The organism is Nocardia sp. NPDC047654 (genome assembly GCF_043205035.1).
Lineage (GTDB): Bacteria > Actinomycetota > Actinomycetes > Mycobacteriales > Mycobacteriaceae > Nocardia.
On record NZ_JBIDDF010000023.1, the window covers coordinates 34,103 to 50,757 of the forward strand.

The window sequence follows — 16,655 nt, forward strand, 5'->3', positions numbered from 1 at the left end:
CGCCTGCACGGACCGCTCGTGACCGCTCCTGAACGATTCGGGCTACGCGGAGCCGCTGATGAACTAGTTGAAGCCGCCCTCACGGTGGCCGTCATGGGCGGCATCACCCACCAGGGCTCTACCCTGTGCCACGCAGTTCACCGCCGCCTCGGCGCAGACCGGATCGTGTGCGACCGTCGCGCAACGGCATTCCGAGCGTGACGCGCAGCGCGGTGTCCGCCATCTCGAGGTAGCCGCGCCAGACGCCGGGCGTGGTCGCGACAGACCACACAGTGCGGGTTCCGGGTTCTGTGATCGGGAGTCCGGCCAGGCGGTCGGACAGCCAATTCAGCGCCAGCGGGGTCGACAACGCCATCAGGGTGAAGTGCTCGCTGAGCCGGTCGCGCACGTACACCACGGTCGCGCCGTGGTCGCGGTATCGGTTCACCTGAGCATCCACGCATTCGCGGTGGATCACCTGGTCATGAACCGGTTGCACGACCAGCAGCGGACAGGCGGGCGCGTGGCCGCCCAGCCGCAGGTCATCGAGCATGGCCGTCATCTCGGGTTCGGCGAGGATGTCTGCGAGTGGCCGATCGAGGTGATCGTCGAAATCGCGCCCGGCCAGCCGCAACAGAGTGAGCAACGGTGTGAGGGTCTTCGCCTGCTCGAGCATTTGGTGGCCTCCCGGACGCAGGTGCGCGTCGATCACGCGTTCCACCACCGGATATAGCCGGCGTAGCGCGGCGATCACCATCGCGGGGAAACCTGCGAACAACCCGCCGCTGAGCCGCACCAGCACCTGCGCGGGATCTCCCACCGGCGCCCCCAGCACCGCTGCGGTGATGTCGAGTTCAGGAGCGTAGGCGGGGGCCATCTCCACCGTCCACGACGCGGCCATCCCGCCGCCGGAATACCCCCAAACCACGATCGGGCTGTCATCGCCCAGCCCGAGGGCTTCGAAACGCAACGCCGCCCGGATCCCGTCCAGAGCGCGGTACCCGGGTTCGCGAGGTGCGCCGAAACTGCCCTGCGGCCCTCCGTGATCGGTGATGCTCACCGCCCAGCCGCGCCGCACGGCGTTGGCGATCATCATCGGCCACTCGATCGGAGTGATCGAACCGTGAGCCCGCGACCCGCGCCGCAACGCATACGACGGCGCCGAACGTTCGGTCACCGCATCGATCGCCGACTCGAACGCCAGCAACGGCCGTTCGACGTCGGGGTCCGCGTCCGCGGGTAGCACCACCGTCGTCACCGCAACCTCCGGGCGGCCGTGCATATCCGTGCTCCGATACACCAACTGCCACGCCGACACTCTCTGCGGCACCAACCCGAACAGCGCCAATTCGACCCGACGACTCCGCAGGATCGTTCCCGGCGGCAACGTACGCAGGTCAACGGCCGGATGCAGGAACTCATCCCGCGACCGCACCTCCACCGGCTGGACCCTGCGAGTCCCCATCCGCGACCACACCGAGAAGCGGCCCCGCATCGGTCCGGCCTGCCTCACCACACCCGAGCCCACGCCCATCGCTACCTCTCGCCACATACCCGAACACCACGCTGATGGGATTGCTACCGCCTGGGCAATCGACCCCCGGCGAAGCGTAGACGCCGAGCGCCCCGTTTGAAACGGCCCGCACCGAGAATTTACTTTCTTCACAAAAAGAAACATGGGATGACGAGGAGGCCCCGTTCTTCGCCCGCCGCCTCGGCCGGGCCCGCTTGTCGGCGTCCCGATGTGGCAGGCATCGGCGACGCTGCCCATGTCAGCGTGATATTCGTCGTCTGTCCCACCAACGGCCGCGGTTCTGGCGGGCGGGTCACGGCGATCCGATGCGGGGGCACCGGAGCGCGTACTGCGAAGATGCACGGGTGAGCGGCGAGGGCGAGGACGGCGGGGCGGCGGGTGCGCCGTCGACTCTGTATCTGGTCAAGCAGCTCGAGTTGGTGGTGCGGGCATTGCTGGATGACGCGCTGCGGCCACTTGGGTTGACGACATTGCAGTACACCGCACTGACAGTGCTGCAGCGGCGTAGCGGACTGTCGTCAGCGCAATTGGCACGGCGATCGTTTCTGCGCCCGCAGACGATGAATGTCATGGTGCAGGCTCTGCAGGAGCGGGGACTGATCAGCCGGGACCGGGATCCGGACAACCGCCGGGTACTCGTGCTGACGTTGACCGACCATGGGCGAGAGCTGTTGCGCGCGGCCGTGCCCCGAGTCGAGTGGATCGAGGCACGACTGCTCGAGGGGGTGGGTCCGGCGCACAGCCAGGAGTTTCGCGATGCCTTGCGCGGCGGCGTCGCCGCGCTGGCGGCCGAGGCGGCGAACCGGCGGATCTCCGAACTCCCCGACACCTGAGTCGCACTGGTTGACTTCCACGGTTGGGGCTGACACGCTGTCCGCGCAATCATCAGCAATACTGATAATGAGAGTGAGGCGGACATGGACCGCGAACCCTGGGGCGACACCGTTGCCGTGGACTTCGACGAAGGTATCGCCTGGGTGACTTTGAACCGGCCACAGAAGCGCAACGCGATGAACCCGGCCCTCAACGACGAGATGGTCCGCGTACTGGACCACCTCGAATCCGATGACCGATGCCAGGTGCTCGTACTCACCGGCGCGGGCGAAGCTTTCTCCGCCGGAATGGATCTCAAGGAATACTTCCGCGAAGTCGAGGCGACCGGCAGCATCGCGGCGCAGATGCGGGTGCGCCGGGCCAGCGCGCAATGGCAGTGGAAGCGCCTGGCGTATTTCGGTAAGCCGACGATCGCGATGGTCAACGGATGGTGTTTCGGCGGCGCGTTCACGCCGCTGGTGGCCTGTGATCTGGCCATCGCCGATGAGCGCGCGCAGTTCGGGCTCTCGGAGGTGAACTGGGGGATTCCGCCGGGCGGCGTGGTGACCAAGGCGCTGGCCGCCACCATCGGCCAGCGGGACGCGCTGTACTACATCATGACCGGCGAAACCTTCGACGGCGCACACGCGGCAAGGATGCGGCTGGTCAACGAGGCGGTACCCGCCGAACGGCTGCGGGAGCGCACCCGGGAACTGGCGCTCAAGCTGGCCGCCCTGAATCCTGTCGTGCTGAATACAGCGAAGGTCGGATACAAGTTCGCCGCGGAGATGACCTGGTCGCAAGCCGAGGACTATCTCTACGCCAAACTGGATCAATCCCGCGCCCTCGACCCGGAGAACGGCCGCGAGCAGGGGCTGAACCAGTTCCTCGACGATAAGACCTACCGGCCCGGACTCGGCGCCTTCGACCGATCGAAATAGCCCGCGCCACGACAGGGAAAGAACCGAAGGTGCGAAATCAAGGATTGGGTTCGTGGCCGGAGCGCCGGTCCAGGATGACCCCGTCGGCCATCGCCATCACCACCGCAGACCGGTCGGTCAGCTACATGCAGTTGCACGATCGCGTGGTTCGGGCAGCAGAAGTATTGCGACAGAAGGGCATTCGCCGAGGAGATCGCATCGCCTATCTCGGGCCGAATCACCCCGCTTACTTGGAGCTGTTGTTCGCGGCGGGACGGGTAGGTGCGGTTTTCGTTCCGCTGAACGCTCGATTGACGGCGGTGGAAATTGATTACGTGCTGGACGACTCCGGCGCGCGGCTGTTGATCCATACGACCGATTTCGACGCCTTGGTCGCGGACATCGCGGATCGGCGCATGCTGCGAGTCGACGGCCCGGGCGGTTACGAAGAACTGCTCGCGGCCGCTTCGTTCGCCGAGATCGATGAGCCGGTCGGTCTCGACGATGTCTGTCTCATCATGTACACCTCTGGAAGTACCGGTCGACCGAAGGGGGCGATGCTCACCCATGGCAACCTGACGTGGAACTGTGTCAATGTCATCATCGAAAGCGATATCGCCGCCGACGAGGTGGCATTGATCACCGCCCCACTGTTCCATGCCGCCGCCCTCGGCATGGTCTGCCTGCCGACCCTGCTCAAGGGCGGACGCGTGATGCTGCTGGAAAAATTCGATCCGGCGACGGTTCTGGATCTCATCGAACGCGAGCGCGTCACCTGGATGTTCGGTGTGCCGACGATGTTCGACGCGCTGGCCGAGCACGAGCGCTGGACCGACGCGGACCTGTCGAGCCTGCGCATCTTGCTGTGTGGTGGAGCGCCGGTGCCGCACGACACGATCCGGCGCTATCTCGACCGCGGGTTGAGTTTCCTTCAGGGGTATGGGATGACCGAGACCGCGCCAGGGGCACTGCTGCTGGACCGTGCGCACGCGGAATCGAAGCTGGGATCCGCCGGAGTGCCATCGTTCTTCACCGATGTGCGAGTCGTGGACGCCGAAGGACATCCGGTAGCACCTCACGTTCGAGGGGAGGTCGTCGTCAGCGGGCCCAATGTCATGCGGGGCTATTGGGGGCAACCCGAGGCGACAGCGGCGGTATTGCGCGACGGCTGGTTTCACTCCGGCGACATCGCGATTGTCGACGACGACGGCTATGTCTACCTGGTCGATCGCTCGCGGGACGTCATTATCTCGGGTGGCGAGAATATCTACCCCGCCGAAGTGGAACAAGCGTTGTGCCGGCACGCCGCGGTCGCTTCGTGCGCGGTGATCGGGGTGCCGGACCAGCGCTGGGGGCAAGTGGGCAAGGCCGTCGTGGTGCCGGTGCACGGTGCCGCAGTGACGGAGCGGGAATTGCTGGACTTCGCGCGCGGGCGGTTGGCCTCGTACAAGGTGCCCCAGCACATCGTCTTCGTCGATGAGTTACCGACCACCGGGTCGGGGAAGATTCACAAGACCGTCGTCCGGGAAATGTACGGGCAGCCATGAGGGACGCTGCGCCTCTTGTACTGCTCCATGGCGTGGCCATGTCCGCGAGGGTGTGGGACGACGTCATTCCGCTCGTGCAGACCCGCCACGAGGTGGTCGCACCAACCGCCCTCGGGCATCGGGGTGGCCCGCCGGTGATGCGCCATCCGGCTACCGTACGGGAGCTGGTCGACGGTGTGGAGCGCGTGCTCGACGATATGGGGATTGATCGTGCGCATCTCGCTGGGAATTCGCTGGGCGGGTGGATGGCCATCGAGCTCGCGCTGCGTGGCCGGGCGATCAGTGTATGCGCGCTCTCGCCTGCCGGGTGCTGGGACGCGGATGGTCACGGGCGAGGGGGCGGAACCGCGAAGTTGCGCCGAATGGTCGGCTTGACTCGTCGAACGCGCCGAATCCACCCACTGGCGTTGCAATCGGCATCGGTCCGACGGCTGGCGATGCGTGATATCGCCTGTCACGCGGATAGATTGACCCCAGCACAGGCGTTGGCGGCGGCCGACGATCTGATCGGGTGCACGGTCCTCGAGGACCTGTTGGCTACTGTCGAACAGATGCCGGAAGTGGCGGAACTGCCGTGCCCGATCACGCTCGCCTGGTCGGGTGAAGATGTGATCTTTCCCCCACGGGTCAATGGGCGGATCGCGCGAGAGCGTTTGCCCCAGGCGCGTTTCGAGGTGCTGCCCGGTATAGGGCACGTGCCGATGATCGATGATCCGGGACTGGTCGCTTCGACGATACTCGCCACGACCGGCACGGGGGAGTCGGGATAGCTTTCGCATCAGTCGCCGACATTGGATCAGCGGAATCGAGTACGCCTGGTATACGGGCGAACGCCAACACGCGTTGCCCGGCCCTCGCCCGGCGACCGATAGACACCGACCGGTCGGCTACGCGACGGTTTCTGGTGTTCTTCTGTGACACAGTGCATTTCGGTGACGAAAACCGTTTCCAGATGGTAGAGTGGTTCACGTCACCGTAGCAATACATTCGAAGAGTTCCTGCTGGGATCTATGAATGCCGGCAGGCAATCACCCCAAAGGTGTGCGGCGCCGATGGGATAGAGCCGTCGATGCTGTTCGGCTCAGGACATCCCGCTGTAGTTGATGGGCCCGCTCCAGGGTGCTCGTGCAAGTGGAGCGAATGGAGATCGGTGGCAGCGCAACCAATTTCTTCGATGCCGTATGTGTCCGATTGTCGCCGGCCGACCAGTGGATGTGCTGTCACGGGACCCCCGTCGAGTGACAGCCCGTTGGCCCGCCGGCAAGGAGGCGCCGAGATTTCGTTGGAGTCGGATGAGCTGTTGATACATGGCCGTCCCCTGGTCGTATCCAGATGACGTGATGAATCAAATGGATTCAAGTCCGGGCACGAAGATCGACGCAGTCAAACTTATCCGAAGTGGTGACCTGGCAGATTATCACATTCGAATCGAAGATCTACCCCGTACGACTGCGGTCGTGGGTCGGTTCGTTTCGGCGAGTACGCGCTCGACTGGTTGATGGAAAGGCGTGGTGTAGGGTGAATGCAGGACAGACGGATCGCGTCCAGGATGCTCCCGCGCAAGAGGGCGAGAGCGCTCTGGCATGGTCAGCGGCGAATGTGCCGAGTTCGGATGCCAGGAGTACGCGATATGTGACGCGCCGGGCGACGAGTTTCGAACCGTCACGTACCTATCAGCAATCGCTTCAGTTCGAGCTCATCGAAGAGGTGGCGACACCGAATACGCCCGAACGAGGGCGAGCTGTTCGAATCAGCACTCGTGGCACGGTGCTCGACACCGCCCGCCTACGCCGACCATTCGTGGACGGGCAGTGGGCGACGCACTCCCTTCTCGCAGGACGGTTCACACCGGACGGCCTGAAGAACAGTCGTGATCTCGCGCATGACCATCTGAAGGACAACGGTCACATTCTCGAGAATTTCGCGGTGACCATTCAACCGGCCACTCCGTCCGCAAGTTCAGGAGTTCAGCACGGTAAGGATTGGATCCTCGGCGATTACTCACCGATCACCCACAACGAGGCCGAGACCGTCAGCACTTCCACAACCATCGGCGCAAGCGTGGGTTTCTTCGGCGACGTCCCCACGGCAGGGTTGAGCTACGCTTACACAAGCGGTGCATCGTGGACACTCAAAGACTACGAGTTGGTGGCTGCCGGCGGCACAACAGAGGAGGGCCCGTGGGTTTCCTGGTCGATCAAGCGCAGTCGAGACCGTAGCGATCCGGACCTAGCCCATTCTGCGCTGTCCCCGCATTTCGAGGCGGTGTTCCATCTGGGGTCCAGCGCGGCAACCGAGCGTTTCTCGGCATTCAATGTTCTGACGACGGTCACCGTCGACAAGGCGACGAAGGAAGTCTTCTACCTGCCGCTCGACTATCTGTCGTTCGGCTGGCTTATTCCGAATCGATACAAGAAGATCGAAGTCGATCACCAGTACCACTTTCCGATGCAATTCGTGCAGTCGTACGTGATCAACTGGGATCGTGGGAAGGTCGACATAATAAGTCTGGACATCTCGAGAGACGCCGGAGCCCTCGCGCAAATCCTGGCGGTGGAGGAGATTTCCAGTAGCGAACCATATCTGGCAGTTGTTGCTACGACGCCGATGCCGAAGGAACTGCACGATCCACCCGCGATGGTTCAAGTCGTCGACTATTTCCGCCAAATGGAGGAGCAAGGAGAAGGTCACGACATCGGATTGATGTTCGAACTGCCGGTGGACGGATTGGCCGGGGCAACGCAGTTGCCGGACCGCCGCCGGCGATTCCGCTATCGCGGGGAATCCCCGGTGGGAACCCTGGTGATTCCTCCGGCCGATGCGGAAGGAGTCAAGAGCGCGGAGATCGCTATCCCGACCGAACGGCTCGGGCAATACTACGACGGCTTCAGCGTCGACGGTATCAATATCGCTCGATACGAGTGGATTCGTCCTCGCCGTTCGGTGATCGTAGATCACGACGTAGCCAACAAGTGCGCTGTGTGGATCGCCCCCCGCGGCTTCCGTGGCGGCGTGTGCAGCATACCGCCATCCGGCCCCGGCGGACTCACCCAAATGTTCGTATCCGACCTGGGACTACCCGAAGTACCCGACGCAATCATCGGCTACTACAAAGGACCGAAACAAGCCCCCACCCGATCCTTCGCATTCTGGCGAGACTGCATCTACACCCTTACTCCACGTATGCGGCCCGGTGATTCTGTCCCGGAGATGAGTCTGGAAAACCCGGTGCCGCTGTCGGTTTTGGCATACCCGCCGATGACCCGTGATGTCGACTGCGCCTATAGCTTTTACGACACCGTCACCAACACAACCAAAGTCGTTACCACAAAAGACGCCACCGTTTTCACCTGGACCCTGGAGGAGAACGGGAATATCAGGATCATCCAGGGTGAATCCGATATCATGGTGAACCTCCCCAGGGTCATCACCACTCTCGGCGGCAGGCTCGACGCGGTCATTCCGGTGGCCGGCCCCGAAAGGCACTGGTATGCCTTCGGCGGGCGCATGGTGGCCAAGATCGATCAACACGGCAAGCCGATCGACCAGCTCGAGCCCTTCGAGCAGGTCGTCGCCGAGCCGTTCCTCTTCCAGGGGCAACTGAGCCCGGACTATCTGATCGACGCCTACGGCCAGATCAGCGTAGAGAAGGAGGGACAGCCCAGCGTGTACGACCTCGTCCTGCATACCCCATCCAGCTATATACCAGCCTGAGGGGTGGACGCATGTCAGACACGTCACCCGCGGACACCACGCTGTGGTTCGGCCGCCACCCCAATTCGCGCACCGATATCACCGTGACCGTTCGCGATCTCGGCAACGGTATCGCCCTCCTCGACCGCGACGTCGCAGACCTACTGCACTTGCTCCGCATGGACGTCGGCAGTGACATCTATCGGAAGCTTCTCAATCGCAGATACCTGCACCGACATAGGAACCGGGCTCCATCGTGGCCGGGGATGGTTGGATTCGAAAGGTACGCCCGAACGCTACTGGCGATGTTGGTCGAAGATCTTCACAGCGGCAGGACGCCGTCCGCGAGAAAGCTGGTCGAATCGTTCTCGAAGTTCACGCCGATCCCCGAAGGCTTCAACCTGTCGACATCGGACACCTACGATCCGACCCGGTTTCGCGACCAGTGGAAGCGCGATCCGGTCACCGGACGCAACCTCCAGATCCTCGAGCTTCCACCCGGCGACGGCAGATCCTACGGCGAAAACAGTGGTGTTCGCATCATCATCGCCAACGGCGGTGACGACGTCGCCAATACCGGCGTCATCCCCGCGGATCGCATCTGTGCCCGTAACTGCCGCGGGACCTGGTCCATCGTCTCTCTTCCGCACGGCCTGCTCCTGGAAACCGAGAATCGCATCATCCGCCCGGACATCATGCTCGGCACCCTGCTCCGAACCGCCGCCAGCCTGCAATCGGGGAGTTACGACGACACCATCGTGGAACTTCCCATCAGAACAGGACCTCGGAGACGGCATACCCGTGATACCGCACTGTCGTATCTCACCTCCTTCGAGATCTTGGGAAACCAGAGCGCGCTGAATTATTACAATCAAGGAAACAGGAGCGCCGCGGGCGATCGACCACCCGCACCGCTACCCGTCACGCGGATTGCGGCCGAAGTGGCGGAGAAATTCAACGCTGTCCTGCGAAATGTAACCCACGAGCAAACGATGACAGACACCGGTCTCGCCGACCTGATCCACCGAGCCACCCGGCTACCCGCCTTGCGAGCCGATACGGCTGAGATCAACGAAGCCCTCATGAGTACCGAGCGCGGACTCACTCCTCGTATCTCACCGGCGTTCTCATCCGGATTGAGCTGGATCTATCAACGCCGACTTCTCGAGAGTCCTCACCTGCTGACCAAAACGATCCTCGAAGCGCCGCAACGCTCCGGGCTGCACGAAAAGCTACTGACGAGCCGTGAGCTGGTGTGGAAGAAGGCCGTCGAACCTATCGTCGGGAACATATCCGACGCACAGGAGTACATGCACGACAACATAATCGGCCTCACGGCAACCGGAGCAACCCTCTGAAAGTGCACACCATGCCATCCAACTTGTATCAGGTACTGGCCCGAAAAGCCGAACTCCGCCGGCACAGCCTGCCTCCCATCCGGGAAGACCCCGAACCCGAGCAGGCCGAGAAATGCCTGTTGCCCAGAGATATCGAACTCGTCAGGAATCTCGGACATAGAATCGAGCCTCTTCTCACCTATTTCGAGCAACACGCCGATGAAATCAGGGAGAACAGAAGGCTACTCGCCGAGCTGCCCTTCGACATCGCCGCACCGATAGATTTCGACGAGCGCGCTATGCCCCGAACATCCGACATCGCGGTCATCGGAAGGCTGTCCGGCACCGAGGAATTAAGGGGAGAGCCAGGGTACAACGTCCTCTGGGCTAATGACTGGTCGATGTTCCTCAACCACCGATGGGTACACGAAGCGATCGATGCCGGCCAGATCGTCTTTGTGGCTTCCGATCCGGCCACTCAGTTCTATGACACCCCACTCGATGAAAGCCGACCACCGGAGACACGATGGGGACGAGCAACGGTCTTCTATAGAGAATTTTGCAAATTCGAAGAGTCAGGCTACCGATATGTCGAACACGAGAACCGCGAATTCCTCATCCCACCCAGACCCGAGTCATACGCTACCGATGAACCGGATCCGAACTCACCAACCACTTCGGCCGACCTGGACGCGGCCATGCGCGCCGGAAACGAACACCCCGCTAACGACTATCTCTGGGCTCACCTCCCCGGCTTCGGTACCGGCCCGGCATGGGACCTGCTGAGCTGACACAACAACGACCTCCGTTACTCCTTTTTCGTAGTCCGCAACAGGGCTGCGGGTGGCCACGCCCGGTTCGCCTCGACCTCTCGAGTTGCCGCCCGGCGGAATCTGGAACCGATACTGCGCCCCTCGAGTCGCGCGCACCGGCCGCCCCCCACGCCCGGCAACCGGGCCGCGACAGCGCCGACTGTCTTCGCTGACACAGTAGATTCCAGTAGCAGTAATTGGGGCAATCATGCCGCGACCCGCGCGAAGCGGGTCGGGTTGTCAGTTCCTCTGCGCCGGAGCACTTTCGGGAACGCTGTTCCGCCTTCTTCGCGGACGCCGTTGGAGTGGGCTCGGTGTTCGACCGAGCATTGTGCGCTGTAGGGTTCGGTGATCAATCCGGGGAGGACTACCGCATGGCGCAGCTTCGGCATCGGATCGACGAAATGACCGATGACTCGGGATTCCTCGGTCTTGTCGACCCACACGCGTACACGTCGTTCGTGGGCGAAGACTGGACTTTGGAGATGCTGTTCGAGCGCGTCGAATCGGAGATGCGGCAGCGGACGATACTGCTCTGGGGAACCGGCGGCGAGGAGCAATGGCGGCTCGACCTTTCGGATTCGCCGGTAGATCCGCGGCTGCCCGTCATCAGGCAAATCACCGGCCCCATCACCGTGACGCGCGGTGAGCTGGTCGTCGTCAATTTTGACACGGTCACCATGGCTGCCCAGTTCGCGGACTCCGCCGTGGACGCCGACAAGGATATATACGGGTCCAGTATCGAACTCCCAAACGGCGACTACATCTGCACCATCAGTCAACTCACCGATCCCGGAGAGGATCGGACACATGAAGGCCCTGACTTCCACCTCCAGCTACTAGCTGGACGAACCTCACCATGGTTCGGGGTCGCATGGTCCGAACTGTGACGCTCCGACCAAATGCGCGGCATTCGGCAATAGCGCGCATCGTCAGCGAACGCGCGCTACGCGGCAGATCCGGACGCTCGCGGATGGCGCGCCCAGCGGCATTACCGTGCGTTCGGGGAGGCGGTGAGGGCTCCCGGAGTCCGGTCCTTTCCGTCGCTATTCGTGAACATCTTCGAAGTGGTGTAGGTGGCGGCACGCCACCAGGATTCGCGAACACCTGACGTCCCAGTTCTCGGACAGAATTAAGCTCAACGCGCGAGTGCTCGGCTCATCACGCGGTGGCGACCGCGGGCTCCAGGTTCGCGGCGTCACCGCGTTGAACAGCATCGGCACCACCACAGGTGTTCGGCAGCGTTCAGCGAGTTATGGACGCAGGGTGCGGAGAAAGTTCATCAGCTTTTCGTCCACGACTTGGTATGGATCGCGCCCGTCATCTTTGCGCTGAGCCATTGTGATCAGGTCATCGTCGCTCAGAAAGACGATCATCTTTCCAGATCCGAAGTTCGGCTCCGTCCATGCTCTCCGACGTGCAGTAATGGCCGATTGACTTGGTCGCTTCGAGAACGAGCAACGGAGAGGGGCGCGTCGCCGAACTCCCTCCGGCGAACCGCCGTTGAGCTACTAGCTCTCGTCGCCGAGTTCGGTTCACTTCCTATCAGGAACGCCCCGCATCAAGATTGATGACCGGACAATGGAATTCGTTGCCACGGTGAGGGCCGAACACCCGCATAGAGATCTTGTCGTGGGATATTCTGGCGGTATGCGTACCTCGGCGGCGGTCCCGCACCCACCGGTGGCTGTTGTCCGTGGACCTGGGGTGGGGGGGACCGCCCCGAATCTCAACGCCCGGATACAGGCTGAGGCGCAACGGACTGCGGTGGCATTGGCCGCGGTCCCGACCCATGCCGGTCCGGTCGAGCGCACCACAGCGCTACAGCGGGCTGCTGCTTCGGCCGACAGGTTGGTCGGCGCTATCGCGGCGGAGGCCGGGCCGGTGGTTGGCGAGGATTTGCCTGCCGAGTCGGTGAGTCAGTCGTTTTTCCGAGTCCGTGAGGTGGACTTGTCCGATCAGCAGGCAGCCCTGCACGGTGTTCTGGTCATCCATCGAGGTGTGCGGGACCTTTGCAGTGCCCCGCTGTCGGGTGCCGATTTGGCGGTGGAGATCGCGGGTATGCGGCAGGCCGTACTCGACCTTACCGGCGCCGCAGCGGACGACGCACAGTCCCTTGACGTCTTGACCACTCCCGAGATACCTGACGGAGTTTCGTTGGAGGACGAGTGGACAGCCCGATGGCTCGTCGGGCATCACGTCCACGTTCTGTTCAACATCTGCGCCGCGGTCGCGGTGACCGACGCCGCGCATCATCTGCGCCACGGTGCGGGTGATGCTGCGCTGGCACGGCTCGAACACGCGACCACCTACGTGCGGGGTTTTCCCGCTGCGATGATTCACGCCAGCACGATTCCGGTGGACTACTATCTGGCGACCGTCCGCCCCACCATGCAGCCGCCAGAGGTTGCGACGCCGCTGAGTGGCCGACAGCACCGCGGCTACAAGACGTTCCGCGCCGCGATGAAAGACCTCCTCAAAGCTGTGCCCGACACCTATGAGCAGTTGGTTGCGCGCGATCCGGAACTCGCCTATGCCAGGGACGCGCTGCTCGAGGCCGACCTCATCGACAGCGAACGCCATGTCACCCTTGCCTATTCGATGGTCCGACTACGCCGCTCCATCGCGCAGACCCCGACCGGCCCGGAAAACGCTGTCGGTGAACTCCGGCTGATGCGGCATCGGCGGGCTGCCCAGTACGCACCGTTGATCCGATTCGGGGACCACTACATCGCCGACGCCGTGTCAGCCCTACGGCACGGATAACACTCCGATGTGCTGCGTCACCTCGACCTGTGAACAGTTGCCTGCCGCTGATGTGCTGAACCGGGAGTGAGCGTCGATGCACGAAATCGTTGACACCGTCGACTTCGCAGACCTGGAGTTGAACCCGACTGACACAACCGAGATCGACCGACTCGCTCGTACCTTGTGCACGGGAGATCAGGACCGGGTGGACGACCCTGCGTGGGTCGCGCGGGCCCGTCAATGCTGGGATGCGTTACCGCTGAGGCTGCGTCGCGGTGTTCGGCAGTTCCGCCGACACTCGGGACCGCTCGGGTCACTGGTGATCCACGGCCTGCCGGTTGACGAGACGATGCTGCCCTCCACACCATCGACACCGGATTCGGTGCAGCGTGCGGCGGTCGTCTCCGCTGCCGTACTCACCATGATCGCCTGCGGGCTCGGTGACCCGATCGCCTATCTGGCCGAGAAGTCCGGGGCTCTCGTGCAGGACGTCGTACCGGTGCGTGGCAAGGAATCATTCTCGGGAAACGCCGGTTCGGTGTTGCTGACCTTCCACAACGAGAACGCTTTCCACCTGCATGAACCCGACTATGTGCTGCTGCTGTGCCTTCGTGGCGACCACGAGCGGGTCGCCGGTCTGCGTACCGCCTGTATTCGTCGAGCACTGCCCCTGCTCAGTCCAGGGGCCCGGGAAACGCTGTTCGCACCAGAATTCATCACCGCACCGCCGCCCTCTTTCCCCTCGGACAACGCCGCGCGCTCGCCACAGCCGCTGCTGTCCGGCGCTATCGACGACCCCGACATCCGGATGGCCACGATCGCGACGACCGCGCTGACGCCGCGCGCCGAGGCAGCGCTGAACGAATTCGGCCTAGCCTGCGACTCTGTCTGCCGCACCACGGTGCTGACGCCCGGCGACCTGGCCATTCTCGACAACCGAGTCACCGTCCACGGCCGCACCGCCTTCCGACCTCGCTACGACGGCGCGGACCGCTGGTTGCAACGCACGTTCGCCATCGCCGACCTGCGCCGCTCCCGCGATCACCGGCCAGACGACGGATACATCCTCACTCGATGATCCAGGGTTCCCGGCAATCCGGACTTCGTCCTCGAGGAGGATGGAGTCGTGTCGTCGAGGATGAAGTATTCGGCCGAGTTGTGTGAGTTCTCGAAACGCCGCGACTCGTAACCGGCGTACGCGCGAGTGAGCCTGTGTGCCCCGCGCAGTAGGCGGCATTTTGCGGACATTCGTCAAGTCGCGTGGTCGGTGGCGGGATGTTCGGTCCTCGGCAAGACGCTGGCCACGTGAGGACCGCCGATGTTGGCAGTGCGTCATTCCCGATGCCTCGGGATCCAATTGCCGTGGAACCCGTTGGGCACGCGAACCGGAAGCCGCACCTCGGCGATCGGCCCGCTGCTCAGGTCGGCGGCGTCGATGATCGCCAGATGACTGGTGTCGCGGGTGCGGTCGTGGACGAAGGTCATCAGGTATCCGTCATCGTCGCCTTCGGTGTCGGCGCGCGGTACGAATACCGCTTCCCCACAGGTGTTTCCGGCGGGCAACCGCAGCACTTGACGCGAACCGCCGGGGGTGAAGTCGTATTTGTAGATCAGGGAGTGCGACGGTCGTGGGTCCAAGGAGAAGCTCGTGACGTACCCGAAACGGTGGGTAAGCCCGACGTCGGCGTCGGCGACCCGCGGATACTCGATATCGGCATCGTCGAGCGGTTCTTCGGTGACCGTGCCCGAATCGAGGTGCAACGTCCAGCGATGCAACCGCGGCAGACCGCCTGTGAGATCGGCGGGGCCGTCGCGCCACAGGGTCGGCATGCGGCCGCCGACGACCACGATCGTGTTTCCCGCGTCGAAGGCGTTCATCGTGTGCCACATGTAGCAGGGCTCGACCTCGAACCAGCGCACGCCCCCGCCGTATCGGCGCATGACCCCGAAGCGGGCGCCGTGCGTATCATCCCACCGCCACGGCAACCCCGCGGCCGCGGAGACCGGGTCGAACACAACCGGCAGGTCCAAAAAGACCACCGCCGTGGCGGTAATCGCGAAGTCGTGCATCATCGTGGCCCGGGGAACGGCGATCTCTTTCGCCTGTAGCAAATCTCCGTTCGCTGCCGCCCGGTAGTAGGTCAGGAACGGGGGACGCTGCCGGGCTCCGAAGAACACCAGTTCTCCCGTCGTCGGGCAGATCTTCGGATGTGCGGTCATCGGTGTGCGCAGCGCGTCGCGGAAGGTGAACGGTCCCACTGTCTCGAGCTCGGGGGTGATCTCGTAGGGGAAACCGCCCTCCTCGAGCGCCAGCACCCGGCCCGCATGGGCAATCACGTGGGTGTTCGCCGTGGTGACGCGGAAATCTATCGTGCCTTCGACCGTGTCGAAGGCCAGCTCGAACCGCGACTTCCCCGGATTCACCGCCAACGGGGTCCGCACATACCGGTTGCGGTACCAGGCGGCTCGGCCGTCGGCGAGCGACACCGCGTGCACCATGCCGTCGCCGGCGAAGTAGTGCGTCGAAGTTCCCGTGCGCGGATTCGGTCCGTTGCGCACGAACACGCCATCGAGGTCGCGTGGGATCTCCCCGATGACCTCGCTCGGCTCCACGGTCACTTCCTCGGTCACCGGCGTGTTGTTACCCACCAGATGCAAGGGGCCTTCGTCGCGATTTGTCGCTGTCATCGCTGTACTCCTGTTCGTCGGTCAGGACGCCAGGGTGCAGCGACAATCGGCGCAGAAACAGTCTTGTTCTTCTCGATGCTGTCAGCCGGTCGCAGCAACCGCAGGTCACAGCGGTGCAGAATTCTGGTCCCCCTGGAGCCGATCGGACGGAATCAGCGAGCGATTCGGCCGTTGCGGCGCGCTCGCTGTTCGAGGCGGCGCTGTTCTCGGCCGAGGAGTGTGCTCAGTTCGCGCAGGGCGACGATCTGTTCGTCTATCTGCCTGCGCTTAGCCGCGATCAAAACCGCGCCGTCGGCACAGTCGATATCGCGAGCGCGCACACCTTCCATGACCTGACCGATCTCGACCAAGGAGAACCCCAGCGTCTGCATCCCTCGCAACAGCCGGACGTGTTCGACAAGTTCTTCGGGGTAGTCGCGGTAGTTGCCCGCGGTGCGGTCGATCCGGCCGAGCAGGCCTCGGCGCTCGTAGTAGCGCAACGCGTGTCGGCCGACGCCGGTCCGGGCTTCCAATTCACCGATCAGCATGGATCTCTCGCTTGACTGTAGAGCTAGGTCTACACCTTAGTCTCGGTCGGCCGACCT

General features: G+C 63.4%; 13 protein-coding genes. 10 read left to right on the forward strand and 3 right to left on the reverse strand.

Annotated features, from left to right (window positions below; translation table 11 throughout):
* Window positions 1–118: 118 nt before the first annotated feature.
* Window positions 119–1,444 (reverse strand): lipase family protein, encoded by a 1,326-nt coding sequence (locus ACGF7Y_RS33765; protein WP_393241183.1) that lies wholly within the window; start codon window positions 1,442–1,444, stop codon window positions 119–121.
* A 413-nt stretch (window positions 1,445–1,857) separates the two neighbouring features.
* Between ACGF7Y_RS33765 and ACGF7Y_RS33770 the strand changes: the two genes are divergently transcribed.
* From ACGF7Y_RS33770 to ACGF7Y_RS33815, 10 genes are all read left to right on the forward strand, one after another.
* Window positions 1,858–2,346: a MarR family winged helix-turn-helix transcriptional regulator gene (locus ACGF7Y_RS33770; RefSeq protein ID WP_393241186.1), complete on the forward strand. Its 489-nt coding sequence runs from the start codon at window positions 1,858–1,860 to the stop codon at window positions 2,344–2,346.
* A gap of 84 nt (window positions 2,347–2,430) precedes the next feature.
* Window positions 2,431–3,267, forward strand: coding sequence for a p-hydroxycinnamoyl CoA hydratase/lyase (locus ACGF7Y_RS33775; protein WP_393241188.1), 837 nt, complete (start codon window positions 2,431–2,433; stop codon window positions 3,265–3,267).
* A 29-nt stretch (window positions 3,268–3,296) separates the two neighbouring features.
* Complete coding sequence (locus ACGF7Y_RS33780) at window positions 3,297–4,793, forward strand: long-chain fatty acid--CoA ligase (RefSeq protein ID WP_393241191.1); 1,497 nt, start codon at window positions 3,297–3,299, stop codon at window positions 4,791–4,793.
* On the forward strand, window positions 4,790–5,563 hold the full coding sequence (locus ACGF7Y_RS33785; RefSeq protein WP_393241194.1) for an alpha/beta fold hydrolase: 774 nt from the start codon (window positions 4,790–4,792) through the stop codon (window positions 5,561–5,563). The genes ACGF7Y_RS33780 and ACGF7Y_RS33785 overlap by 4 nt, the downstream gene beginning before the upstream one ends.
* An 862-nt stretch (window positions 5,564–6,425) precedes the next feature.
* Complete coding sequence (locus ACGF7Y_RS33790; protein ID WP_393241197.1) at window positions 6,426–8,507, forward strand: hypothetical protein; 2,082 nt, start codon at window positions 6,426–6,428, stop codon at window positions 8,505–8,507.
* A gap of 11 nt (window positions 8,508–8,518) precedes the next feature.
* Entirely contained in the window at window positions 8,519–9,844 is a 1,326-nt protein-coding gene (locus ACGF7Y_RS33795) for a hypothetical protein (protein ID WP_393241200.1), read from the forward strand.
* 11 nt (window positions 9,845–9,855) lie between these two features.
* The gene (locus tag ACGF7Y_RS33800; RefSeq protein WP_393241202.1) at window positions 9,856–10,614 is read left to right on the forward strand and encodes a hypothetical protein; all 759 of its coding nucleotides are present in this window, start codon (window positions 9,856–9,858) and stop codon (window positions 10,612–10,614) included.
* A 395-nt stretch (window positions 10,615–11,009) separates the two neighbouring features.
* The gene (locus tag ACGF7Y_RS33805) at window positions 11,010–11,525 is read left to right on the forward strand and encodes a hypothetical protein (RefSeq protein ID WP_393241205.1); all 516 of its coding nucleotides are present in this window, start codon (window positions 11,010–11,012) and stop codon (window positions 11,523–11,525) included.
* 877 nt (window positions 11,526–12,402) lie between these two features.
* Window positions 12,403–13,401, forward strand: a complete 999-nt coding sequence (locus tag ACGF7Y_RS33810; protein ID WP_393241208.1) for a hypothetical protein — start codon at window positions 12,403–12,405, stop codon at window positions 13,399–13,401.
* Between the two features lie 301 nt (window positions 13,402–13,702).
* On the forward strand, window positions 13,703–14,461 hold the full coding sequence (locus ACGF7Y_RS33815; RefSeq protein ID WP_393241211.1) for a TauD/TfdA family dioxygenase: 759 nt from the start codon (window positions 13,703–13,705) through the stop codon (window positions 14,459–14,461).
* A gap of 254 nt (window positions 14,462–14,715) precedes the next feature.
* Here the strand turns inward: ACGF7Y_RS33815 and ACGF7Y_RS33820 are convergent, their stop codons facing one another.
* Both ACGF7Y_RS33820 and ACGF7Y_RS33825 read right to left on the reverse strand, forming a co-directional pair.
* Window positions 14,716–16,071 (reverse strand): carotenoid oxygenase family protein, encoded by a 1,356-nt coding sequence (locus ACGF7Y_RS33820; RefSeq protein ID WP_393241214.1) that lies wholly within the window; start codon window positions 16,069–16,071, stop codon window positions 14,716–14,718.
* A 152-nt stretch (window positions 16,072–16,223) separates the two neighbouring features.
* On the reverse strand, window positions 16,224–16,598 hold the full coding sequence (locus ACGF7Y_RS33825; RefSeq protein ID WP_393241217.1) for a MerR family transcriptional regulator: 375 nt from the start codon (window positions 16,596–16,598) through the stop codon (window positions 16,224–16,226).
* Window positions 16,599–16,655 lie beyond the last annotated feature (57 nt).

Excerpts from the sequence above, each read along its gene's own strand:
- ACGF7Y_RS33765 (WP_393241183.1), bottom strand. The coding sequence starts at position 1,444 with ATGGGGACTCGCAGGGTCCAGCCGGTGGAGGTGCGGTCGCGGGATGAG.
- ACGF7Y_RS33800 (WP_393241202.1), top strand. The coding sequence starts at position 9,856 with ATGCCATCCAACTTGTATCAGGTACTGGCCCGAAAAGCCGAACTCCGC.
- ACGF7Y_RS33795 (WP_393241200.1), top strand. The coding sequence starts at position 8,519 with ATGTCAGACACGTCACCCGCGGACACCACGCTGTGGTTCGGCCGCCAC.
- ACGF7Y_RS33805 (WP_393241205.1), top strand. The coding sequence starts at position 11,010 with ATGGCGCAGCTTCGGCATCGGATCGACGAAATGACCGATGACTCGGGA.
- ACGF7Y_RS33825 (WP_393241217.1), bottom strand. The coding sequence starts at position 16,598 with ATGCTGATCGGTGAATTGGAAGCCCGGACCGGCGTCGGCCGACACGCG.
- ACGF7Y_RS33775 (WP_393241188.1), top strand. The coding sequence starts at position 2,431 with ATGGACCGCGAACCCTGGGGCGACACCGTTGCCGTGGACTTCGACGAA.
- ACGF7Y_RS33785 (WP_393241194.1), top strand. The coding sequence starts at position 4,790 with ATGAGGGACGCTGCGCCTCTTGTACTGCTCCATGGCGTGGCCATGTCC.
- ACGF7Y_RS33820 (WP_393241214.1), bottom strand. The coding sequence starts at position 16,071 with ATGACAGCGACAAATCGCGACGAAGGCCCCTTGCATCTGGTGGGTAAC.